We start from the raw sequence: 23,086 nt of genomic DNA on the forward strand, positions 1-23,086 counted from the left end.
GGATATGCCGTCGACTATAGGCGCACACCGGGGATTGATAAATCCACGCTCCGGAATTTGATTGACGCCTGTTCGTTGATAATCGGGGCGGCGGGCCGCATTCCACGGCAAGCGGGCGCCGCATTCATCGCGTTGAACGAATTTCAGTGGAAATCGGCGAAGATGCGCAAAGAACGGATCTGCAGGCGCGGGCTTATTGAGCGTGCCGGATGCCGGCCCACGGCGTCGTCAGCGGTGCGTTGAGCGTGAACAGGTCGAGCACGCGCGTGACCGTCTGGTCGACGAGTTCGTCGATCGTCTTCGGCATCGCGTAGAACGCGGGCAGCGGCGGGAAGACGATGCCGCCCATTTCGGTGACGGCCGTCATGTTGCGCAGATGCGCGAGGTTGAACGGCGTTTCGCGCACCATCAGCACGAGGCGGCGGCGCTCCTTCAACGTGACGTCGGCCGCGCGCGTGATCAGGTTGTCGGACAGCCCGTGCGCGACGCTCGCGAGCGTCTTCATCGAGCAGGGCGCGATCACCATCCCGTCGGTGGCGAACGAGCCTGACGCGATCGTCGCGCCGACGTCGCGCACCGAATGCACGACGTCCGCACGGCTTTCGACATCGGCCTTCGACAGCTTCAGTTCGTGCTGGATATTGAGCCAGCCGGCGTTCGAAATCAGCAGATGCGTTTCGACGCCGCCGGCGGCGCGCAGCAGGTCGAGCAGCCGCACGCCGTAGATGGCGCCGGTGGCGCCGGTGATCGCAACGATCAGCCGGCGTGGCGGCGCGCTGGGAGAGGCCATCGAAAGGGGGAGCGTATTACGCGGCGGCGAACAGTTGCTGCAGTTCGCCCGACTGGTACATCTCCATCATGATGTCCGAGCCGCCGATGAATTCGCCCTTCACGTACAGCTGCGGGATGGTCGGCCAGTTCGAGAAAGCCTTGATGCCCTGGCGGATTTCGTCGTCCTCGAGCACGTTGACCGTCTTGAACTGGTCGACGCCGCAGGCTTTCAGCACCTGGACGGCGCGGCCCGAAAAGCCGCACATCGGGAATTGCGCGTTGCCCTTCATGAAGAGCACGACCTGGTTTTCGTCGACGATTTGCTTGATACGTTGTTGGGTGTCCATGACTGACCTTGCTTTAGCGGGGCGTTAGATCGAAATGATAGCGGATTTCAACCGGGCGGGCCGGGCATCAGCCCGGCAGGCGGCCGCCCGTCGTGCGTTCGATCGCGGCCAGATCGGCGAGCGATTCGACCGCGACGAAGCCGTGCGACGCGAGCACGGCGCGCACGGCCTCGGCCTGGTCGAAGCCGTGCTCGATCCAGAGCGTGCCGCCCGGTTTCAGATAGGTGCCGGCGCCCGCGACGATCGTCCGGATCGCGCTGAGGCCGTCGGCATCGTCGGTGAGTGCGCCGCGTGGCTCGAAACGCAGGTCGCCCTGTTCGAGGTGCGGATCGTGCTGCGCGATGTACGGCGGGTTGCTGACGATCGTGTCGAACGCGAGTGCCGGATCGAGCGCCGCGTACCAGTCGCTCTCTAGCCAGTGCAGCGGGCCGCCGGGGCGGCGCGCGTCGAGCAGTTTGCCGGCGTTGCGTTGGGCGACCGCGAGCGCGGCCGGCGAACGGTCGAGCGCCCACACGCGGGCGTCGGGCCGCTCGGCGGCGATGGAGACGGCGATCGCGCCGCTGCCCGTGCCGAGATCGAGCACGGCCGGATGCGGCAGCCCGTCGATCGCGTCGAGCGCGGTTTCGACGAGCAGTTCGGTTTCGGGGCGCGGGATCAGTACGTCCGGCGTCACGTCGAACGTCCGCCCGAAGAATTCGCGCATCCCGACGAGTTGCGCGACCGGCTCGCCTGCCACGCGGCGCGCCTCGAGCGCGCGGTAGCGTTCGACCGCGGCCGCATCGAGCGGCGCGTCGCCACGCGTGATCAGTTGCGTGCGGGTCCAGCCGAGTGCGTGCGCGAGCAAGACGCGCGCATCGATCGCGTCGAGCGAAGACGCGCGCAGCAGTTCGTCCGCGGTGGTGTCGGGCATCGCGGCCTCAGTCGGCATCGCCGAGCGACGCGAGCAGCTCGGCCTGATGTTCGCTGACCAGCGCGCGGATCAGTTCGTCGAGGTCGCCGTCCATGATCGCCTCGAGCCGGTACAGCGTCAGGTTGATCCGGTGGTCGGTCATCCGGCCCTGCGGAAAGTTGTACGTGCGGATCCGTTCCGAGCGGTCGCCGGAGCCGATCAGGCTCTTGCGCGTCGCGGCTTCCTTCGCGTGCTGCTCGTGATACTGCTTGTCCTTGATGCGCGCGGCGAGCACCTTCAGCGCGCGATCCTTGTTCTTGTGCTGTGAACGATCGTCCTGGCACTCGACGACGATCCCGGTCGGGATGTGCGTCACCCGCACCGCCGAATCGGTCTTGTTGATGTGCTGGCCGCCCGCGCCGGATGCGCGGAACGTGTCGATCCGCAGGTCGGCCGGATTGATCTCGATCTCGCCGATCTCGTCGGCTTCCGGCATCACGGCCACCGTGCACGCGGACGTGTGGATGCGCCCCTGCGTTTCGGTGGCGGGAACGCGCTGCACGCGATGGCCGCCCGATTCGAACTTCAGGCGCGAATACGCGCCCTGGCCCGCGATCCGCACGATCACTTCCTTGTAGCCGCCGAGATCCGACGCGCTCTCCGACATCATTTCGACCTGCCAGCGCTGGCGTTCCGCGAAGCGCAGGTACATGCGCAGCAGGTCGCCCGCGAACAGCGCCGACTCGTCGCCGCCGGTGCCCGCGCGGATTTCGACGAAGATGTTGCGGTCGTCGTTCGGATCCTTCGGCAGCAGCATCTTCTGCAGCTCGGTTTCGAGGCGGGCCATGCGCTCGCGCGCGCTGCGGATTTCGTCTTCCGCGAAGTCGCGCATCGACGGATCGCCGAGCAACTCCTGCGCGGCCGTCTCGTCGCTGCGCGACTGGCGCCACAGCGCGTACTGTTCGACCACCGGGCCGAGTTCCGCATGTTCACGCGTCAGCTTGCGGTACTGGTCGAGGTCGGCCGTGACGTTTTCGCGGCTCAGCAGGTCGTTCAGTTCGGCCAGCCGTGTGGACAGCTGGTCGAGCTTGCGTTGCATGCTCGTCTTCATGGTGTGGAGCGGCGCTCCCGGGCAAAGGGGTATTCGGAAAGGATAGGCCGGCGCGCGGCCGGCGGCAGGGCGAGATCGGCCGGCGCTAGTGGCCGGACTGGTCGTTCGAGCGCGGGGCGTGCTGGTAGAAGCCGCGCATCAGGTCGATCAGCGAATCGCGATCGGCGCCGTTCACGCGATTGAGCGCGCTCGTCGGGCCGTGGATCAGCTTGTTGGTCAGCGCCTGCGACAGCGCTTCGAGCACGGCGGCCGGATCGTCGCCGCGCGCGAGCAGCTTCAGCGCCTTGTCGACTTCGGCGCGACGCAGCGCGTCGGCCTGCGTATGCATGTGGCGGATCACCGGCACGACGCTGCGCGTGTCGAGCCATTGCATGAAATTCTGCACGCGCGTCTCGATGATCGCTTCGGCCTGCGCGACCGCGGCCTGGCGCGATGCGTTGCCTTCGCGCACGATCGCGCCGAGATCGTCGACGGTATAAAGGAACACGTCCTTCAGCTTGCCGACTTCGTGCTCGATGTCGCGCGGCACCGCGAGGTCGACCATGAAGATCGGCCGGTGGCGGCGCGCCTTCACCGCGCGTTCGACCGCGCCGAGGCCGATGATCGGCAGCGTCGACGCGGTGCACGACACGATGATGTCGAACTCGTGCATGTGGGTCGGCAGATCCGAGAGCGGCATCGCGCGACCGTTGAAGCGCTCGGCGAGCCGCTGGCCGCGTTCGGCCGTGCGGTTCGCGACGACGAGTTCGCGCGGCCCTTGCGCGGCGAAATGCGTCGCGCACAGCTCGATCATCTCGCCCGCGCCGATGAACAGCACGCGCTGATCGGCCACTTTTTCGAAGATCCGTTGCGCGAGACGCACGGCGGCAGCGGCCATCGACACCGATTGTGTGCCGATCTCGGTCGTGCCGCGCACTTCCTTCGCGACCGCGAACGTGCGCTGGAACAGCTGGTTCAGATACGTGCCGAGCGCGCCGGCTTCCGTCGCGGTGCGCACCGCATCCTTCATCTGGCCCAGAATCTGGGTTTCGCCGAGCACCATCGAATCGAGGCCGGATGCCACGCGAAATGCGTGCCGGACCGCTTCCGACTGCGGCAGCGCATAGACGTGCGGCGCGAGTTCGTCGACCGGAATCCGGTGATACTCCGACAGCCAGCGCACCGCGCCTTCGCGCGCCGCGCGATCATCCGTCGCGCAATACAGTTCGGTGCGGTTGCAGGTGGAAAGGATTGCCGCTTCGGGCGTAGTGGGCGCCTGGGGGCCGAGAAACACGTTCTTGAACGTGACGAGAGCCGGCTTGATCTGCTCGAGCGGAAACGCCACGCGTTCGCGCAGGGCGACAGGCGCAGTGTGGTGATTGATTCCGATCGTGAGGAGTTGCATATCGAGGGCTATCGTTTAGCCCCATATTATAGCGTTTCAACGATTTCCTCACCCGACGCATACCGGGCATCGGCGTGCCGGGGCCGTGAATTTGGGGGCTCGATCGGCACGCGGTCGAGTTGATAGCCGAAGCCGTAGAGCGGCAGGAGCCGGTAGCCGCGCTCCGGAAGCAGTTGCAATTTGCTGCGCAGCCGGGACGCGTGGGTGTCGAGCGTGCGCGACTTCATGTCGCGGCGGCGTGCCCACACCGTTTCGAGGATATGGGCGCGCGACACCGGCCGCGACAGGTTCGTGAACAGCAACTGCGCGAAACGGAACTCTTTCGGCGTCAGTGAAACGATTGCGTCGCCGAAACGAACGAGGCAGTGCGTGGCGTCGAACGCGTAGTCGCCATACATTTCGCGCGAGCGGGTGGGGGCCCGGCGCACGCCGGCGCGCCGGCTCAGCGCGTTCACGCGTGCGAGCAGCTCGGGCCCGCTCACGGGGCGCACGACGCAATCGTCGGCGCCCGCGTGCAGGCACGATACGATTTCGCTTTCGCGCGGCAACTGCATCACGGCGATGGCCGGCAGCCCGGGCAGCACCGCCTGGGCGCACGGAATGATTTCCTCGGCCGACCGGTCGCCCGCCCAGTGCCCGGTGATCAGCATGTCGCAGGTATGGGTGGCGAGCCACTCGAAGAACGCGGTGCTGGACGCAAACGCGTGGCACACATGGCCGCCCGCAAAGAGCAGGCGGTTCAGGAGCGCGGCGTGCCGCGCGTCCGGATCGATCAGAGCAATTCGCATGGGAATTTCTTCAGTACGGCAACCGGTGCGCGCTTGCCATAACGTCGAGTCGGCCCCTACACTCGAAAGTTCGCGGCATCCGGCTGGTTCCGGGTTCGATGAATGAATCGATGCTAGCCGCTGGCAACGTTCACGCCTATGGGACGAATCTGAATTTATAGAAGGCGTCGAATGAACTGGTTTGGAATCCTTGTCCTGGGAGCGGCCGTCGGGCTGTTCGGCCGATGGCTGCATCCGATGCGGCGCACGGGCCGGCCGGCGTGGTGGATCGCGGTGCTCGCCGGCATCGTCGGCGCGGCTGCGGCCCGCATGGCCGGCAATCTCTCCGGACTGTTTTACGATGGCGAGACGCTCGAATGGCCGGTCTGCACCGGCGTCGCGTTCCTCGTCGTAGCCGTGACGGTGGCGCTGTCGGCCCGTCGCTGAATGCTCTCAGGTGAAATCATGAATGCCCGTCTTCCCGAAGTCTCGCCGGTGCCGGCCCGTCTCGCGCTGCTGCGTGGCGCCATGGCCCGCGAGGACCTGGCCGCCTATCTCGTGCCGTCCGCCGATCCCCATCTGTCCGAGTATCTGCCGGAGCGCTGGCAGGCCCGCCGCTGGCTGTCCGGCTTCACGGGCTCGGTCGGCACGCTGGTCGTGACCGCGGATTTCGCGGGGCTGTGGGTCGACAGCCGCTACTGGGTGCAGGCCGATGCCGAACTGGCCGGCACCGGCGTGCAACTGATGAAGATGACGGGCGGGCAGCAGAGCGCCCCGCACGTCGACTGGCTCGCGCAGAACGTGCCGGCGGGCGCGACGGTCGGCGTCGACGGCGCGGTGCTCGGCGTCGCGGCCGCGCGCGGGCTGACGGGCGCGCTGTCCGCGCGCGGCATCGCGCTGCGCACCGACCTCGACCTGCTCGACGCGATCTGGCCCGAGCGGCCGGGGCTGCCCGGCGACGCGGTGTTCGAGCACGCGGCGCCGCAGGCCGACACGACGCGCGCGAGCAAGCTGGCCGACGTGCGCCGCGCGATGCAGGCGCAGGGCGCGCAGTGGCATTTCGTGTCGACGCTCGACGACCTCGCGTGGCTGTTCAACCTGCGCGGCGCGGACGTCAACTTCAATCCCGTGTTCGTTGCGCACGCAATGATCGGCGTCGATCGCGCGACGCTGTTCGTCGCCGACGGCAAGGTGTCGCCGGCGCTGGCCGCCTCGCTCGCGAAGGATGGCGTCGAGGTGCGCGCCTACGACGCCGCGCGCGCGTCGCTCGCGGCGCTGCCCGACGGCGCGACGCTGCTGATCGATCCGCGCCGCGTGACGTTCGGCACGCTCGAAGCGGTGCCGGCCGGCGTGAAGCTCGTCGAGGCCGTGAATCCGTCGACGTTCGCGAAGTCGCGCAAGACGGCCACCGAGATCGAGCACGTGCGCGTGACGATGGAGCACGACGGCGCCGCGCTCGCGGAATTCTTCGCGTGGTTCGAGCAGTCGGTGAACCGCGAGACGATCACCGAGCTGACGATCGAGGAAAAACTCACGGCCGCGCGTGCGCGGCGCCCCGGCTACGTGTCGGCGAGCTTCGCGACGATCGCCGGGTTCAACGCGAACGGCGCGATGCCGCACTACCACGCGACGCGCGAATCGCACGCGACGATCGCCGGCGACGGGCTGCTGCTGATCGATTCGGGCGGCCAGTATGTCACCGGCACGACCGACATCACGCGGGTCGTGCCGGTCGGCACGGTCAGCGACCTGCAGCGGCGCGACTTCACGATCGTGCTGAAATCGATGATGGCGCTGTCGCGCGCCCGCTTTCCGCGCGGCATCCGCTCGCCGATGCTCGACGCGATCGCGCGCGCGCCGATGTGGGCGGCCGGGCTCGACTACGGCCACGGCACCGGGCATGGCGTCGGCTACTTCCTGAACGTGCACGAAGGCCCGCAGGTCATCTCGCACTACGCGCCGGCCGAGCCGTACACGGCGATGGAAGAGGGGATGATCACGTCGATCGAACCGGGCGTGTATCGCCCCGGCCAGTGGGGCATCCGGATCGAGAACCTGGTCGTGAACCGGGCGGCGGGGCAGACGGAATTCGGCGATTTCCTCGCGTTCGAGACGCTGACGCTGTGTCCGATCGATACGCGCTGCGTGCTGATCGAGATGCTGCACGACGACGAGCGCGCGTGGCTGAACACCTATCACGCGACGGTGCGCGAGCGCGTCGGCCGGCACCTGAGCGGCGACGCGAAAGCGTGGCTCGACGCGCGCACGCAGCCGATCTGACGCACCTTGCGATAACGGCCGGCCGACGGCCGAACGACACAACCGAGGGCAAACCATGGCGGACACCGCAGTGATCGTGGTCGACATGCAGCGCGGGCTGGTGCAGCGGGCGCGGCCTGCTTACCGGCTCGATCATGTCGTGGCGGGCATCAACCGGCTGACCGCGGCGGCGCGCGCGGCGAACGCGCCCGTCTGCTTTGTGCAGCACGACGGCGATGCGGACGACGACGTCGTTCCCGGCACGCCGGGCTGGGAGCTGCATGCGGAGCTGGTGGTCGGGCGCGACGACTGGCGCGTGCGCAAGCAGGTGAGCGACTCGTTTCACGACACACCGCTCGCCGCGCAGCTCGACGGTCACGGAATTCGTTCGGTGCTGATCTGCGGTTATGCGACCGAGTTCTGCGTCGATTCGGCCGCGCGCCGTGCGGCGCTGCTCGGCTACCGGACGACTGTCGTGTCCGATCTGCACACGACGAACGAGCGCACGCACCTGTCGGCGGCGCAGATCGTCGCGCATCACCACTTCATCTGGGAAAACAACTCGCTGTCGGGCAATGCGGTGACGCCGCGCCCGCTCGCCGACGTGCTCGCGACGGAGTTCGCATGACGATCAAGGCCGTGGTGTTCGATTTCGGCGGCGTGCTGATCGACTGGAGTCCCGAGTACCTTTACCGGAAACTGATTCCCGACGACGCGCAGCGCCGCTGGTTCCTCACGCACGTGTGCGGGATGGACTGGGTGGTGCGCCAGGATGGCGGGCAGACGATCGACGAAGGCACGGCCGAACGCGTCGCGATGTTCCCCGAGCACGAGGTGCTGATTCGTGCGTTCTACGCGCGCTGGCACGAGATGATCGGCGGCGTGCTCGACGAAGGCGCGGCGCTCGTCGACCGGCTCCACGCGCAGGGGATGCCGTTGTTCGGGCTGACGAACTGGTCCGCGCAGACGTTTCCGTATGCATGGGACAACTTCCCGGTGCTGCGGCGTTTCACGGAAATCGTCGTGTCGGGCCGGGTGAAACTCGTGAAACCCGATCCGGCGATCTACCACGAGATGCACGCGCGGATCGTGCCGCACCTGCCGGGCATCGCGCCGCACGAACTCGTGTTCATCGACGACAACGCGAAGAACGCCGCGGCCGCGACGGCGCTCGGCTGGCACGGCATTCATCACACGAGTGCGGCCGCGACCGAGGCGCGGCTGCGCGAACTGGGCGCGCTCGCGTAAGCGGCGGGCGGGCAGCCGGAGATCGGATAAAAAAAGCGGACCGGCGGTCCGCTTTTTTATTGTGCCGCGCCTTGAGCGGGCCGCTCGGCGCCTGGCCCCGCGTTTTCGCGGCGCCGGGCGCCCGGGCCGTGCCGGTCAGCGGCTGATCGGCTTGTAGCGCAGGCGCTTCGGCTTCGCCGCTTCTTCGCCGAGGCGCGCACGCTTGTCGGCTTCGTACTCCTGGTAATTGCCGTCGAAGAACGTGACCTGCGAATCGCCTTCGAACGCGAGGATGTGCGTCGCGATCCGGTCGAGGAACCAGCGATCGTGCGAGATCACCATCACCGAGCCCGCGAATTCGAGCAGCGCGTCTTCCAGCGCGCGCAGCGTTTCGACGTCGAGGTCGTTCGACGGTTCGTCGAGCAGCAGCACGTTGCCGCCCGAGATCAGCGTCTTCGCGAGGTGCAGGCGGCCGCGCTCGCCGCCGGACAGGTTGCCGACGATCTTCTGCTGGTCGCCGCCCTTGAAGTTGAAGCGGCCGATGTACGCACGCGACGGCGTTTCGTACTTGCCCACCGTCAGCACGTCGGCGCCGCCCGAGATTTCCTCGAACACCGTCTTCGAACCGTCGAGCGCGTCGCGGCTCTGGTCGACGTACGCGAGCTTCACGGTCGGCCCCATCACGACTTCGCCCGAATCCGGCTGTTCCTTGCCCGTCAGCATCTTGAACAGCGTCGACTTGCCGGCGCCGTTCGGGCCGATGATGCCGACGATCGCACCGGCCGGGATCTTGAAGCTCAGGTTGTCGATCAGCAGGCGGTCGCCGAACGACTTGCTGACGTTCTTGAACTCGATCACTTCATTGCCCAGGCGTTCGCCGGCCGGAATGAAGATTTCCTGCGTCTCGTTGCGCTTCTGGTATTCCTGGCTGCTCAGCTCCTCGAAGCGCGCGATACGCGCCTTCGACTTCGCCTGGCGGCCCTTCGGGTTCTGGCGCACCCACTCCAGTTCCTTCTTGATCGCCTTCTGGCGCGCCGATTCCGACGCTTCTTCCTGCTTCAGGCGCTCTTCCTTCTGGTCGAGCCAGCTGCTGTAGTTGCCCTTCCACGGAATGCCGTGGCCGCGGTCGAGTTCGAGAATCCACTCGGCCGCGTTGTCGAGGAAGTAGCGATCGTGGGTGACCGCGACCACGGTGCCCGGAAAGCGCACCAGGAACTGCTCGAGCCAGTCGACCGATTCCGCGTCGAGGTGGTTGGTCGGCTCGTCGAGCAGCAGCATGTCCGGCTTCTCGAGCAGCAGCTTGCACAGCGCGACGCGGCGCTTTTCACCGCCCGACAGATGTTCGATCTTCGCGTCCCACGGCGGCAGGCGCAGGGCGTCGGCGGCCACTTCGAGCTGCTGCTCGGGGCTGCCGCCGTCGCTCGACGCCAGGATCGCCTCGTATTTCGCCTGCTCGGCCGCGAGCGCGTCGAAGTCGGCGTCCGGCTCCGCGTACGCCGCGTAGATTTCCTCGAGCTTCTTGTTGGCCTGGAACAGATCGCCGAGGCCTTCCTCGACGGCTTCGCGCACCGTCTTCGTCGGGTCGAGCTGCGGCTCCTGCGGCAGATAGCCGATGTTCAGGTTCGGCATCGGCGTGGCTTCGCCCTCGATGTCCTTGTCGACGCCCGCCATGATGCGGATCAGCGTCGACTTGCCCGAGCCGTTCAGGCCGAGCACGCCGATCTTCGCGCCGGGAAAGAACGACAGCGAGATGTCCTTCAGGATCTGGCGCTTGGGCGGCACGATCTTGCCGACCCGGTTCATCGTGAAAACGTATTGGGCCATTTCGGTGTGAAAGTCAGAAGTGGTTGAGACTGCCGCGCAGCGCGCGGGCGTGGCGGCGTCGGGTGATTCGGTACGGAGCGTGCCGCGCATCGCGCGGCGGTGTCGCCGCGTGTCGGCGGCGTGAGCGCGTATTGTACTTCGCCACCGGTTGCCGCTGGCACCCTGCCGGCCTTTCGGCCAGGGGCGTGCTCACAGCCACGCGGCGACGCCGCCGTGCCCCGAGCACGTGCCGCGCCGGTGGCGGCTGAAGCTGTACGTGCCGTCGCGGCAACGCGCGCTCGCGCCTTCGGGCACGCGGCCCGATTTCGAATGCGCAGGCGCGTGCACGGTTTCGCCGTCGCGGTTGCGATACGTGTCGTGACGGTCGAGATCGGCTTCGTTGCCGAAGCCGGGCGAGGCGCGGTAGGCATGCGCGGAAGAGGGCAGCGCGGTGCACGCGACCAGGAGCGCGGCGGACAAGGTCGCGATGCGCGTCGCGCGGCGAAGCAAAGCAGGCATGGTCTCTGTCGGGCTGTTGTTATCGGTGTCGGCCGCATGTTAGCCGATCGGCCGAGGATCGGCCCGCGCAGGTATGCGGCGCTACGCCGCGCCGGACATCGACGCCGCGCCGTCGGCCTGCGCGGCGTCGAGGATCCAGCGGCGAAAGGCGGCGACCTTCGGCCGTTCCGCGTGATGCGGCGGATAGACGAGGTAGTACGCGAAATCGTCGAGCCACGCGACGTCGGCGAGCTGCATGAGCCGGCCGCTGGCCAGTTCGTCGCGCACCATCGCGGCCGGCAGCAGCCCGGCGCCCTGGCCGGCGACGATCGCCTGCAGCAACAGCCCCGAGTCGTCGAACGCGGGCCCGCGCGGCGGGCCGAAATCGTCGATCCGCTGCGCGCCGAACCAGATGTGCCAGCCCTTGCGTTCGGCGTCGTGCAACTGCGGCCAGCCGACGAGATCGGCGGGCGTCGCAGGCATCCCGAGCCGCGCGACGAGTTCGGGCGATGCGAGCGCGACGATTTCCACCGTCAGCAGGCGCTCGCTGCACAGCCCGATGTAGCGACCGAGGCCGTGACGGATCGCGACGTCGACACCGTCGCGCGAGAAATCCGCGAGGGCGTGGCTCGTGACGACCTGCAGGTCGACGTCCGGGCACGCGTCCCGGAACCGGGCCAGGCGAGGGACGAGCCACGCGGACGCGAAGAACGGCGTGACGCTCACCGTCAGTACGCCGCTGTCGGCGGCGCCCGACACGCGTTGCGACGCATCGGCGATCTGCCTGAACGCGTTGCGTACCGGCGGCAGGTAGTCGCGACCGGCGGCCGTGAGCAGGATGCCGCGGTTCACGCGCTCGAACAGCTGCACGCCCAGATGCGTCTCGAGCGTGCGGATCATCTGGCTGACCGCGCCGGGCGTGACCGACAGTTCTTCGGCGGCCGCCTTCACCGACAGGTGGCGGGCGGCCGCTTCGAACGCACGCAGTGCGTTGAGCGGCGGCAGGCGGGAACGATTCATTCAGTTTTTCTAAATCGAATGGCCGTGGAAATATCGTTTGAGACGATGCGCCCGCACGCGTACTGTTGACGCATCGGATCGCATGCTTGCGTGGCCGCCTCGCGGCAGCCGATGCGATCAACATAGTTCATCTATATCCATGAGGCAATCCGGACGCCGCCCGGCGCCCGGTGGAACCTGAGAGGAGCATCGTCATGAACCGCCCTGGCGCATCGCGCCTTTTCTACGGCTGGTACGTGGTGGCGGCGGCGTTCGCCGTCACGTTCGTCGGGTTCGGCAGCGCGTACACGTTCAGCGCGTTCGTCGAGTCGCTGCAGCGGGATTTCGCCGCGTCGCGCGGGCAGATTTCACTCGTGTTTTCGCTCGCCGGCTTCCTGTATTTCGGTTTCGGCATCGTCAGCGGGCCGCTCGCCGACCGCTTCGGCTCGCGGCGGCTTGCCGTCGCCGGGATGCTGCTGACCGGCGCCGGACTCGCGGCCGCCGGCGCCGCGCACACGCTGATGCAGGTCTATGTCGCGTACGGGCTGGGTGTCGGGTTCGGCGTCGGCTGCGCGTACGTGCCGGCCGTCGGCGCCGTGCAGCGCTGGTTCGTGCGCCGGCGCGGCTTCGCGTCGGGGCTCGCCGTGGCCGGGATCGGCGTCGGCACGCTGGTGATGCCGCCGCTCGCGTCTGCGCTGATCGCGCACGTCGGCTGGCGCGGCGCGTATTTCACGCTGGCCGTGATCGCGGTCGTGATCGGCGCGGGCATGTCGCTGCTGATCGAGAACGATCCGCGCGGGCGGGGGCTGCTGCCGGACGGGGCGCCTGCGCATGTGCCCGTCGAAGGCGGCGGCGCGGCGAGCGCCGGGCGCGATGCGCGGGCGTCGGTGTCCGGCGCGGCCGCCGGCCGCACGCCGGCCGCTGCTTCGGTGCCGGCCGGCGCGACGGTGCGCGAAGCCGTCATGTCGCGTCCGTTCGCGAGTCTCTACGCGGCATGCCTCATTTGCTCGTTCGGCGTGTTCGTCCCGTTCGTTCATCTCGTGCCGTACGCGCTCGATCACGGCGTCGCGTCATCGACGGCCGTGCTGTTGCTCGGCGCGATCGGCGTCGGCAGCACGGCGGGGCGCTTCTTCCTCGGCGGCCTCGCCGACCGCTTCGGCCGCCGCGCATCGCTGCTCGCGATGTTCGCGGGCATGGCCGTCGCGCTCGTCGCCTGGGCGGGGGCCGGTACCGTCGCGACGCTTGCTGCGTTCGCCCTCGTGTTCGGCGTGTTTTACGGCGGCTGGGTCGCGGTGCTGCCGGCGGTCGTGATGGACGCCTTCGGCGGCCGCAACGTGAGCGGGATCATCGGCGTGCTTTATACGAGCGTCGCATTCGGCACGCTGATCGGCCCGACCGCGGCCGGCTTCATCTACGACGCGGGCGGCGGCTATCTGGTGCCGATCCTGGCCAGCGCCGCCGCGAATGCGATCGCGTTCGCGATCGTCGCGACGACGGGCCGTACGTCGACGGCTGCACGCGCGGTGCGCGGATAGTCGCACTCTTTCCGCGCTCGCCGGCGCCAATTACGGTACGGTGGCCGGATCTTGAACCGAAGACGGGCAGTCGGGAGGCGCGATGACATTCGACGAAGTCCGGCAGATCGCGCTGGCATGGCGCGGCGTCGAGGAGGGCACGTCGTACGGCACGCCGGCACTCAAGGTGAAGGGCAAGATGCTCGCGCGGCTGCGGGAGGACGGCGACACGCTTGTCGTGAAGGGCGTCGGCCCCGACGAGCGCGCATGGCTGATCGAATCGGAACCGGACATCTATTACGTGACGGATCACTACGTCGGCTGGCCGATCGTGCTGGTGCGGCTGTCGGCGGCCCGTCCGGACGCCGTGAAAAATCTGTTGCTGCGAGAATGGCTGGCTGTCGTCCCCGCCAGATGGCGCGACGAAATGGCGAGCGGCGCGCACTGACGCACCGGTTGCGGCTTGCTGCCCGGCGCCGCCCGGGGCTTTGCGCATGCTCGGGAGCCGCCGCGAACGGCTGCAAGCGTTGCATCGATCGGCGTCGATGCAACAAGTGGTTCCATCGAAATTCTTCAATTGGTTCTTAGTGAAGAACCGTTTGGTGCTTACACTCCTTCGCTTCGAAGGCAGTTGACCCAAGCCGACGGAAAGGGCGCACGCGATGCGCCGGCACTCGCCGCGCCGCATCGCACCTGCAGCTTCGCAGACTGCATTGCGCACCGTTCCGGAACGGCCCCCGGTCCGGCTCCGCCGCCTGCATCCTGTGCAGGCGCCGCTTCCGGCCCGGCTCAAGAACCACAATCCCCCGTGCTGCCTTCACGCGATACCCGGCCATACCGGAACCGTTTTTTGGAGAGAGACAGATGAGTGGAAGCAACACGGGCCTCGGTACGGGCCTGAAGCAGCGGCACGTGACGATGATGTCGATTGCCGGCGTGATCGGCGCGGGCCTGTTCGTCGGCTCCGGCCATGCCATCGCGGAAGCCGGCCCGGCGTCGATCCTCGCGTATGCGATCGCCGGTGTGCTGGTCGTGCTGGTGATGCGCATGCTCGGCGAAATGGCCGTCGCCCATCCGGACAGCGGTTCGTTCTCCACCTATGCCGATCGCGCGATCGGCCACTGGGCCGGTTTCTCGATCGGCTGGCTGTACTGGTGGTTCTGGGTGCTCGTGATTCCGATCGAGGCGACCGCCGCCGCGACCATCCTCAATGCGTGGTTCCCCGGCGTCGCAACCTGGGTCTTCGCGCTCGGCATCACGCTGGTGCTGACGGTGACCAACCTCTTCTCGGTCAAGAACTACGGCGAATTCGAATTCTGGTTCGCGCTGATCAAGGTCGTCGCGATCGTCGTGTTCCTGTGCATCGGCGGCGCGGCGATCGTCGGCATCATTCCCGCTCCGGCCGTGTCGGGCGTGTCGAACCTGTTCGTGCACGACGGCTTCATGCCGCACGGCGCGAGCGCGGTGCTCGCTGCGATGCTGACGACGATGTTCTCGTTCCTCGGCACCGAGATCGTGACGATCGCGGCCGCCGAGTCGGACAACCCGCAACGCCAGATCGTGCGCGCGACCAACTCGGTGATCTGGCGTATCACGCTGTTCTATCTCGGCTCGATTCTCGTCGTCGCGGCCATCGTGCCGTGGAACGACCCGCTGCTGCCGAAGCACGGCTCGTATCAGCGCGCGATGGAGCTGATCGGCATCCCGAACGCGAAGGCGATCATCGACGTGATCGTGCTCGTGTCGGTCGCGAGCTGCCTGAATTCGGCGCTGTACACCGCGTCGCGGATGCTGTTCTCGCTGTCCAAGCGCAAGGACGCGCCTGCGTTCCTGCATCGCACCGATTCGACCGGCACGCCGCGTGCGGCCGTGCTCGCGTCGACCGCGTTCGGCTTCCTGACCGTGATCGCGAACTACCTGATGCCGGAGCAGGTGTTCGGCTTTCTGCTGGCGACGTCGGGTGCGATCGCGCTGCTCGTCTATCTGGTGATCGCGATTTCGCAATTGCGGATGCGCAAGACGCTCGAATCGAGCGGTGCGGACCTGACGCTGCGGATGTGGCTGTTCCCGTGGCTTACGTGGCTGGTGATCCTGTTCATCTGCGGCACGCTGACCGTGATGCTCGTGAGCGAGGATCACCGGATGGAAGTCGGTGCGACCGCCGTGCTCGCGCTGATCGTGCTGTTCGCGTCGTGGCTGAACAAGCGCGGGCGCGATGCGCAGGCGAGCGAAGGGCGGCGCGTGTCGGCGACGTGATCGCGCGAGCGGCACGGCCCGACGGCGCCTGAGTGCCTGCCCGGACAACCTCATTACCCGACCGGCATTTGCCGGTCGGTTTTTTTTGCCGTCGTCGCGGCGGCTTGGCGAAATGGCCGGACGCGTCTCGACATGAAAAACCCCAAGGGCCGGATCTGTATCCAACGCTTGGGGTTCAGTTCATTGCAGGCGTCGTTCGCCTGTCGCGACGCGCGGAGCGCGTCGTTGCGCAACGCTCAGACGTTGAACAGGAAGTTCATCACGTCGCCGTCGTGCACGACATATTCCTTCCCTTCCGCGCGCATCTTGCCGGCTTCCTTCGCGCCTTGCTCGCCCTTGTACGTGACGTAGTCGTCGAATGCGATCGTCTGCGCACGGATGAAGCCGCGCTCGAAGTCGGTGTGGATCACGCCGGCCGCCTGCGGCGCCGTGTCGCCGATGTGGATCGTCCACGCGCGCACTTCCTTCACGCCCGCGGTGAAGTACGTCTGCAGGCCGAGCAGCTTGAAGCCGGCGCGGATCACGCGGTCGAGGCCCGGCTCTTCCATGCCCATGTCGGCGAGGAACGCTTCCTTGTCCGCATCGTCGAGATCGGCGATTTCCGCCTCGATCGCCGCGCACACGGCGACCACCGGCGCATTTTCGCTTTCCGCGTACTTGCGCACGGCGTCGAGGTGCGGGTTGTTCTCGAACCCGTCGTCCTTCACGTTGGCGACGTACATCGCCGGCTTCGCGGTGATCAGGCAGAACGGCTTGATCAGCGCTTCTTCGTCGTCCGACAGCGCGAGACCGCGCACGGCCTTGCCCTGGTCGAGTTGCGCGCGCACTTTCTCGAGCACCGCGACGAGCTTCGCCGCTTCCTTGTCGTTGCCCGACTTCGCCGCCTTCGAATAGCGCGTGAGCGCCTTCTCGACGGTGCCGAGGTCGGCGAGCGCGAGTTCGGTGTTGATCACTTCGATGTCGTCGATCGGGCTGACCTTGCCGGCGACGTGAATGACGTTTTCGTCTTCGAAGCAGCGCACGACGTGCGTGATCGCATCGGTTTCGCGGATGTTCGCGAGGAACTGGTTGCCGAGGCCTTCACCCTTGCTCGCGCCCGCGACGAGGCCCGCGATGTCGACGAACTCGACGACGGCCGGCACGACACGCTCCGGCTTGACGATCTCGGAGAGCGCCTTCAGGCGCGTATCGGGCACTTCGACGATGCCGACGTTCGGCTCGATCGTGCAGAACGGGTAGTTCTCGGCGGCGATGCCGGCCTTGGTCAGCGCATTGAACAGGGTGGACTTGCCGACGTTGGGCAAGCCGACGATGCCGCATTTGAGACTCATGGAATCCTTCGGACGGGTAAGGCGGCGCGGCCGGACAGGGCACGGCGGCGCGGGAAAAAAGGGCGGCCGGCGCGTGGAGCGCGGCTGGCCGACGGTCAAAGACGCTATTGTACCGTGCCGACGCCCCGGATTCCGGGGGCGCGCCGAACGGCCGATGCGGCGGGGCCGCCACGCCGCGCCGGGCGCCCGCGATTCTGCTGATTTCCCGCAAAGTCCGGCCGCGTAAGGGTTTGGCCCCCGCGGCTATAATGCCCGCCATGACTGCCCACCACACCTTCGATGTCGCCGTGGTCGGCGGCGGGCTCGTCGGCAAGACGGCCGCGCTCGCGCTGACCCAGTCCGGCTACAAGACAGCCTTGCTCGCCCAGCCGGCCACGCCGCGCCCCGCCGATCTCGCATTCGACACGCGCGTCTACGCGCTGTCCTCCAGTTCGCAGGCGCTGCTCGAGCGGCTGCGGGTCTGGCAGGCGCTCGACCACGGCCGGCTCGCCCCCGTCTACGACATGCGCGTGTACGGCGATGCCCATGCGGAGCTGCATTTCTCCGCGTATCAGGCTTCCGTGCCGCAGCTCGCATGGATCGCCGAATCGTCGCTGGTCGAGGCGTCGCTCGACGCCGCGCTGCGGTTCCAGCCGAACCTCACGTGGTTCGATGCGCGCGCGCAGGGCTTCGACGTGCGCGACGACGCGGCCGTGCTCACGCTGTCGTCGGGGCAGGTGCTGGAAGCGGATCTCGTCGTCGGCGCCGACGGCGCGCATTCGTGGGTGCGCTCGCAAATGGGGGCCAAGGTCGAGCGGCGCGATTATCGGCAAACGGGCGTCGTCGCGAACTTCAAGGCGTCGCTGCCGCATTGCGAGACGGCCTACCAGTGGTTCCACGAAGGCGAGATCGTCGCGCTGCTGCCGTTGCCGGACGGCCATGTGTCGCTCGTCTGGTCCGCGCACACCGCGCACGCGGACGCATTGCTCGCACTCGATCCGGCGCAGCTCGCGGCCGAGGTCGAGCGCGTGTCGCACGGCCAGGTCGGCACGCTCGAGTGCGTGACGCCGGCCGCCGGTTTCCCGCTGGCGCTGCAGACGGTCGACAAGCTGATTGCGCCGCGCGTCGCGCTCGTCGGCGATGCCGCGCACCTGATCCACCCGCTCGCGGGGCAGGGGATGAACCTCGGGCTGCGCGACGTCGCGGCGCTCGCCGACGCGATCGCGGGCAAGGAGAGCTTCCGCAACCTCGGCGATACGGTGCTGCTGCGTCGCTACGAGCGTTCGCGCCGCGAGGACATCCGCGCGCTGATGGTCGCGACCGACGGGCTGCAGCGGCTGTTCGCGGTGCCAGGCACGCTCGCGAAGGCGGTGCGCAACGCGGGCATGGCGTTCGTCGGCGCGCAGCCGCTCGTGAAGCGCTGGCTCGTGTCGGCCGCGCTCGGCTGATCGAACCTTCGGCCGCTTCGCCGGTCGGACACGGTTCCGTTACGGCGTACACTGTGCCGTGCACACCGATTGAGCTGAAGGAAGATCTAGATGAAAAAAACCATCCGCATCGCGTCGCTGGCGCTGGCCGTCACGATGGCGACGCTTGGCTGCACCGCGCAGGCCGACCAGACCACCGACAAGCTGAAAGCCACGCTGCAGGCCCGCCTCGGCAACGACGCGCCGATCAAGAGCGTGTCGAAATCGCCGGTCGCCGGCCTTTACGAAGTGAACCTCGGCTCGCAGATCATCTATAGCGACGCGGCGGGCGACTACGTGCTGCTCGGCGATCTCGTCGACACCAAGACGCACAAGAACCTGACCGACGCACGCCTGTCCGACATCAACAAGATCGACTTCGCGAGCCTGCCGTTCGCGAATGCGATCAAGGTCGTCAAGGGCAACGGCGCGCGCAAGATCGCGGTGTTCTCCGATCCGAACTGCCCGTACTGCAAGAAGCTCGAGACGACGCTGCAGTCGGTCGACAACGTGACCGTCTACACGTTCCTGTACCCGGTGCTGTCGCCGGATTCGACCGCGAAGTCGAAGGCGATCTGGTGTGCGACCGACCGCGCGAAGACGTGGCAGGGCTGGATGCTCGACCACCGCGCGCCGTCCGGCGCCGGCACCTGCGACACCACCGCGCTCGACAAGAACCTTGCGCTCGGCCGCGGGATGAACGTCACCGGCACGCCGACGATCTTCCTGCCGGACGGCCGCCGCCTGCCGGGCGCCGTGTCGGCCGACCAGCTCAACCAGGCGCTCGCGTCGAGCAAGTAACCGACCACCTGCCGGGCCGCATGGCCCGGCCAGCGAGGGGCGCCCGCATGATCTGCCGGCGCCTCTCTTCGTTTTCGCCGCCGTATTCGACCGACCGATTGCCACGATGACCCAGCCGATCCGCTATTCGATTGTCCCGAAAGATCTTGCCGCACACCTGTTCGAAGTGTCGGTGACGGTCGCCGATCCCGATCCCGAAGGCCAGCGCTTCTCGCTGCCGGTGTGGATTCCGGGCAGCTATCTCGTGCGCGAGTTCGCGCGCAACATCGTGACGCTCGGCGCATTCAACGACGCGGGCCGCAAGGTGCGGATCGCGAAGACCGACAAGCACACGTGGCAGGCCGCCCCCGTGACCGGCGCGCTGACGCTGCGTTACGACGTGTATGCATGGGACCTGTCGGTGCGCTCCGCGTATCTCGACGAATCGGGCGGCTTCTTCAACGCGACCGCCGTGTTCCTGAGCGTGGCCGGCCGCGAGGACGCGCCGTGCGAAGTCGACATCGCGAAACCGGCCGGCGCGGCGTTTCGCACGTGGCGCGTCGGCACCGCATTGCCCGAGGCGCGCGGCACGAAGCGCTACGGGTTCGGCGCGTACCGCGCTTCGAACTACGACGAGCTCTCCGATCATCCGGTGACGATCGGCGAATTCGCGCTCGCGACGTTCGACGCGCACGGCGTGCCGCACGACATCGTGATCGCGGGGCGCGTGACGCAGCTCGACCTGGAGCGCCTGCGCAGCGACCTGAAGCGCGTGTGCGAAGCGCAGATCGCGCTGTTCGAGCCGAAATCGAAGAAGGCGCCGATGGACCGCTACGTGTTCATGACGCTTGCGGTCAGCGACGGTTACGGCGGCCTCGAACATCGCGCGTCGACCGCGCTGATCTGCAACCGCACCGACCTGCCGGTGAAGGGGCGGCCCGAAACGACCGAAGGCTATCGCACGTATCTCGGCCTCTGCAGCCACGAGTATTTCCATACGTGGAACGTGAAGCGCATCAAGCCGGCGGCGTTCGTGCCGTACGACCTGACGCGCGAGAACTACACGTCGCTGCTGTGGCTGTTCGAGGGCTTCACGTCGTATTACGACGACCTGATGCTGGTGCGCAGCGGGCTGATGTCGCAGGACGAATATTTCGCGGCGCTCGGCCGCACGATCGGCGGTGTGCTGCGCGGCACGGGGCGCCTGAAGCAGAGCGTCGCGGAAAGCTCGTTCGACGCGTGGATCAAGTATTACCGCCAGGACGAGAACGCGACCAATGCGATCGTCAGCTATTACACGAAGGGCTCGCTCGTCGCGCTCGCGTTCGATCTCGCGATCCGCGCGCAGACGCGCAACAAGAAGTCGCTCGACGACGTAATGCGCCTGCTGTGGCAACGCTATGGTCGCGACTTCTATCGCGGCAAGCAGGCGGGTGTCGAGGAAAACGCAGTCGAGGCGCTGATCGAGGAAGCGACGGGCGTCGCGCTCGGCCGCCTGTTCGCCGATGCGGTGCACGGCACGCGCGACCTGCCGCTCGCCGAACTGCTCGCGCCGTTCGGCGTGACGCTCGCACCCGACGTCGCGACCGGCGCAGCCGCGAAGCCGACGATCGGCGCGCGCGTGCGCGGCGGCGCGGACTGTACGTTCGCCGCGGTCTACGAAGGCGGCGCCGCGCATCGCGCGAGGCTGTCGGCCGGCGACACGCTGATCGCGATCGACGGGCTGCGCGTCACGGGCACCAACCTCGATGCGCTGCTCGCGCGCTACCGGCCGGGCGACAAGGTCGAGGTTCACGCGTTCCGCCGCGACGAGCTGCGCACCGCGAAACTGAAGCTCGACGGCCCGGAAGTCACGCGCTACCGGCTGACGGCAGCCGCGAAGCCGGCGGCCGTATCGAAAGCCCGGGAAGCCTGGCTGAAGGGGTGAGCGTACCGATGCGGGTATCGGGGCGCGATCGTGGATTGTTTCGCTGCTGCAACAATCCGTCGCCCTGAACCCGCTTTTTCACGGTCATGCGGCCACGCACAATGGCGTCACTCGCGCTACCGAAGCGCAACCCCCTGGAGCCTGACATGACGACCATTCTGCAAATCAATTCCGCCGCGCGTTCGCAAGGTGCGCAATCCACGCTGCTGGCCAACGAACTGACGGCAAAGCTGCAACAATCGAACCCCGGCGCGAAGGTCGTGGTTCGCGACCTGCTGACCGATGCGCTGCCGCACCTCGACGAATCGGTGCTGGGCGCGTTCTTCACGCCGGCCGACCAGCGCACCGCGGAACAGAATGCGATCGTCGCGAAGAGCGATGCACTGATCGCCGAACTGCAAGCCGCCGACATCATCGTGATCGGTGCACCGATGTACAACTTCGGCATCTCGTCGCAACTGAAGACGTACTTCGACTGGATCGCACGTGCAGGCGTCACGTTCCGCTACACCGAGAACGGTCCGGAAGGTCTGATCAAGGGCAAGAAGGTTCACGTGGTGACGGCCCGCGGCGGCAAGTACGCCGGTACGCCGAACGACAGCCAGACGCCGTACCTGCGCACGTTCCTCGGCTTCGTCGGCATGACCGACGTGAGCTTCATCTTCGCGGAAGGCCTGAACCTGGGCCCGGATTCGCAGAGCGCCGCGCTTGCCAGCGCACGCGAAGCGATCGCCGCCGCGTAAGGTCGACGCGGGTGCGACGCACCCGCTGCATCGAGCGATAAAAAACGCCGCGTCCCGAAAGGGGCGCGGCGTTTTCGCATACGGGCCGGCGAACGCGTCGCCGAAGGTTGCTACGCGAGCGTTTCGGCGACTTCCGGCAGGCGCCAGTCGATCGGTTCGCGGCCCGCATCGACCAGATAGTCGTTCGCGAGCGCGAAATGGCGGCAGCCGAGAAAGCCGCGGTGCGCGGACAACGGCGACGGGTGCGGCGCCTCGAGCACGCAATGCGCGTTGGCATCGAACAGCGCGCGCTTGGCCTGCGCGTGGGCGCCCCACAGCATGAACACGAGCCCGCGATGGCGGCTGGCGAGTTCGCGGATCAGCGTGTCCGTACATTGCTCCCAGCCGCGCTTCGCATGGCTTGCGGCCGCGCCGCGCTCGACCGTCAGCACCGTGTTGAGCAGCAGCACGCCCTGGCGCGCCCACGTGTCGAGGCAGCCGTGGCGCGGTGTGTCGTGGCCGAAGTTCGCGGCGATTTCCTTGAAGATGTTGCGCAGCGACGGCGGCGTGCGCACGGCCGGCGGCACCGAGAACGCGAGCCCGTGCGCCTGCGGCGTGCCGCGATCGTCGCCGTGGTACGGATCCTGGCCGAGAATCACGACCTTCACGTCGTCCGGGCTCGTCAGGCGCAGCGCGCGGAACACGTCGGTCGGGTAGACCGTCTTGCCGGCTGCACGCTCGTCGTCGACGAAGCGGCACAGCGGCGCGTATGCGTCGCTGTCGATAAAGGGTTTCAGCACGTCGCGCCAGACGGACGGCAGCGCGTCGAACTGCGCGGCGAGGTGCGGAACGTCGGCGGCAACGGGCTGCGGTGCGGATGGCGTCATGGCCGGCGCAGCGGCTTTCCTGGCGGGCTTACGTGCGGCCGCGGGCGGCTCGGAAGGTTCGGCAGGCGGGGACGGAGGGGCGACCGGTGCCGTTTCCGGCACGGGATCGTCGAACAGCGACGCCTGTTGCGGCGCGCGGGAAGTCTTGCGGGTTGCCATGCGTGATGCG

At 67.6% G+C, this 23,086-nt stretch carries 22 protein-coding genes; 11 read left to right on the plus strand and 11 right to left on the minus strand.

From position 1 onward, the window contains the following. Window positions 1-193: 193 nt before the first annotated feature. The 6 genes from WJ16_RS02135 to WJ16_RS02160 all read right to left on the minus strand — a co-directional run bounded on the left by WJ16_RS02135 (window position 194) and on the right by WJ16_RS02160 (window position 5,290). Window positions 194-790, minus strand: coding sequence for a UbiX family flavin prenyltransferase (locus tag WJ16_RS02135; RefSeq protein ID WP_069255636.1), 597 nt, complete (start codon window positions 788-790; stop codon window positions 194-196). Window positions 791-806: 16 nt separating this feature from the next. Next, window positions 807-1,118, minus strand: a complete 312-nt coding sequence (gene grxD / locus WJ16_RS02140) for a Grx4 family monothiol glutaredoxin (protein WP_006477066.1) — start codon at window positions 1,116-1,118, stop codon at window positions 807-809. A 67-nt stretch (window positions 1,119-1,185) separates the two neighbouring features. Beyond that, a complete protein-coding gene (gene prmC, locus WJ16_RS02145; protein WP_069257927.1) occupies window positions 1,186-2,028 on the minus strand; it encodes a peptide chain release factor N(5)-glutamine methyltransferase in 843 nt (280 codons plus the stop codon). A 7-nt stretch (window positions 2,029-2,035) separates the two neighbouring features. After that, on the minus strand, window positions 2,036-3,118 hold the full coding sequence (gene prfA / locus WJ16_RS02150) for a peptide chain release factor 1 (RefSeq protein WP_069255637.1): 1,083 nt from the start codon (window positions 3,116-3,118) through the stop codon (window positions 2,036-2,038). A gap of 85 nt (window positions 3,119-3,203) precedes the next feature. Further along, a complete protein-coding gene (gene hemA, locus WJ16_RS02155) occupies window positions 3,204-4,502 on the minus strand; it encodes a glutamyl-tRNA reductase (RefSeq protein ID WP_069255638.1) in 1,299 nt (432 codons plus the stop codon). Window positions 4,503-4,528: 26 nt separating this feature from the next. Next, complete coding sequence (locus WJ16_RS02160) at window positions 4,529-5,290, minus strand: response regulator transcription factor (RefSeq protein WP_069255639.1); 762 nt, start codon at window positions 5,288-5,290, stop codon at window positions 4,529-4,531. Window positions 5,291-5,461: 171 nt separating this feature from the next. Between WJ16_RS02160 and WJ16_RS02165 the strand changes: the two genes are divergently transcribed. Genes WJ16_RS02165 through WJ16_RS02180 form a run of 4 tightly spaced genes read left to right on the plus strand, consistent with a single transcriptional unit; the run spans window position 5,462 to window position 8,776 of the window. Further along, window positions 5,462-5,716: a DUF1129 domain-containing protein gene (locus WJ16_RS02165; protein ID WP_069255640.1), complete on the plus strand. Its 255-nt coding sequence runs from the start codon at window positions 5,462-5,464 to the stop codon at window positions 5,714-5,716. A gap of 18 nt (window positions 5,717-5,734) precedes the next feature. Next, complete coding sequence (locus tag WJ16_RS02170) at window positions 5,735-7,549, plus strand: aminopeptidase P family protein (RefSeq protein ID WP_069255641.1); 1,815 nt, start codon at window positions 5,735-5,737, stop codon at window positions 7,547-7,549. Window positions 7,550-7,604: 55 nt separating this feature from the next. After that, entirely contained in the window at window positions 7,605-8,156 is a 552-nt protein-coding gene (locus tag WJ16_RS02175; protein WP_069255642.1) for a cysteine hydrolase family protein, read from the plus strand. Further along, window positions 8,153-8,776: an HAD-IA family hydrolase gene (locus WJ16_RS02180; RefSeq protein ID WP_069255643.1), complete on the plus strand. Its 624-nt coding sequence runs from the start codon at window positions 8,153-8,155 to the stop codon at window positions 8,774-8,776. Before WJ16_RS02175 ends, WJ16_RS02180 begins: the two co-directional genes overlap by 4 nt. Before the next feature lie 135 nt (window positions 8,777-8,911). Here WJ16_RS02180 and ettA read toward each other — a convergent pair whose 3' ends face one another. The 3 genes from ettA to gcvA all read right to left on the minus strand — a co-directional run bounded on the left by ettA (window position 8,912) and on the right by gcvA (window position 12,076). Beyond that, a complete protein-coding gene (gene ettA / locus WJ16_RS02185) occupies window positions 8,912-10,579 on the minus strand; it encodes an energy-dependent translational throttle protein EttA (protein WP_006494122.1) in 1,668 nt (555 codons plus the stop codon). A gap of 189 nt (window positions 10,580-10,768) precedes the next feature. Then, the gene (locus tag WJ16_RS02190; RefSeq protein WP_069255644.1) at window positions 10,769-11,077 is read right to left on the minus strand and encodes a DUF3761 domain-containing protein; all 309 of its coding nucleotides are present in this window, start codon (window positions 11,075-11,077) and stop codon (window positions 10,769-10,771) included. 81 nt (window positions 11,078-11,158) lie between these two features. Then, the gene (gene gcvA, locus WJ16_RS02195) at window positions 11,159-12,076 is read right to left on the minus strand and encodes a transcriptional regulator GcvA (RefSeq protein WP_069255645.1); all 918 of its coding nucleotides are present in this window, start codon (window positions 12,074-12,076) and stop codon (window positions 11,159-11,161) included. A 194-nt stretch (window positions 12,077-12,270) separates the two neighbouring features. Here gcvA and WJ16_RS02200 point away from each other — a divergent pair, with 194 nt between their 5' ends. The 3 genes from WJ16_RS02200 to gabP all read left to right on the plus strand — a co-directional run bounded on the left by WJ16_RS02200 (window position 12,271) and on the right by gabP (window position 15,825). Next, window positions 12,271-13,590, plus strand: a complete 1,320-nt coding sequence (locus WJ16_RS02200) for an MFS transporter (protein ID WP_069255646.1) — start codon at window positions 12,271-12,273, stop codon at window positions 13,588-13,590. 82 nt (window positions 13,591-13,672) lie between these two features. Further along, window positions 13,673-14,017 carry an MmcQ/YjbR family DNA-binding protein gene (locus tag WJ16_RS02205; protein WP_069255647.1) on the plus strand — a complete coding sequence of 115 codons (345 nt, stop codon included), beginning with the start codon at window positions 13,673-13,675 and terminating at the stop codon, window positions 14,015-14,017. 416 nt (window positions 14,018-14,433) lie between these two features. Further along, entirely contained in the window at window positions 14,434-15,825 is a 1,392-nt protein-coding gene (gene gabP / locus WJ16_RS02210) for a GABA permease (protein WP_069255648.1), read from the plus strand. Between the two features lie 236 nt (window positions 15,826-16,061). On the opposite strand, the gene ychF is transcribed toward gabP, so the two are convergent. Next, window positions 16,062-17,156 carry a redox-regulated ATPase YchF gene (gene ychF / locus WJ16_RS02215; RefSeq protein WP_069255649.1) on the minus strand — a complete coding sequence of 365 codons (1,095 nt, stop codon included), beginning with the start codon at window positions 17,154-17,156 and terminating at the stop codon, window positions 16,062-16,064. 248 nt (window positions 17,157-17,404) lie between these two features. Between ychF and WJ16_RS02220 the strand changes: the two genes are divergently transcribed. From WJ16_RS02220 to WJ16_RS02235, 4 genes are all read left to right on the plus strand, one after another. Beyond that, window positions 17,405-18,583: a UbiH/UbiF family hydroxylase gene (locus WJ16_RS02220; protein WP_069255650.1), complete on the plus strand. Its 1,179-nt coding sequence runs from the start codon at window positions 17,405-17,407 to the stop codon at window positions 18,581-18,583. A 90-nt stretch (window positions 18,584-18,673) separates the two neighbouring features. Next, window positions 18,674-19,402 carry a DsbC family protein gene (locus WJ16_RS02225; protein WP_069255651.1) on the plus strand — a complete coding sequence of 243 codons (729 nt, stop codon included), beginning with the start codon at window positions 18,674-18,676 and terminating at the stop codon, window positions 19,400-19,402. A 106-nt stretch (window positions 19,403-19,508) separates the two neighbouring features. Next, window positions 19,509-21,308 (plus strand): M61 family metallopeptidase, encoded by a 1,800-nt coding sequence (locus WJ16_RS02230; protein ID WP_069255652.1) that lies wholly within the window; start codon window positions 19,509-19,511, stop codon window positions 21,306-21,308. Window positions 21,309-21,454: 146 nt separating this feature from the next. Next, the gene (locus WJ16_RS02235) at window positions 21,455-22,051 is read left to right on the plus strand and encodes an FMN-dependent NADH-azoreductase (RefSeq protein ID WP_069255653.1); all 597 of its coding nucleotides are present in this window, start codon (window positions 21,455-21,457) and stop codon (window positions 22,049-22,051) included. A gap of 110 nt (window positions 22,052-22,161) precedes the next feature. On the opposite strand, the gene WJ16_RS02240 is transcribed toward WJ16_RS02235, so the two are convergent. Further along, window positions 22,162-23,076 (minus strand): uracil-DNA glycosylase, encoded by a 915-nt coding sequence (locus tag WJ16_RS02240; RefSeq protein ID WP_069255654.1) that lies wholly within the window; start codon window positions 23,074-23,076, stop codon window positions 22,162-22,164. Window positions 23,077-23,086: the final 10 nt, after the last annotated feature.

Origin of the sequence: Burkholderia metallica (assembly GCF_001718555.1) — a bacterium.
GTDB classification, from domain to species: domain Bacteria; phylum Pseudomonadota; class Gammaproteobacteria; order Burkholderiales; family Burkholderiaceae; genus Burkholderia; species Burkholderia metallica.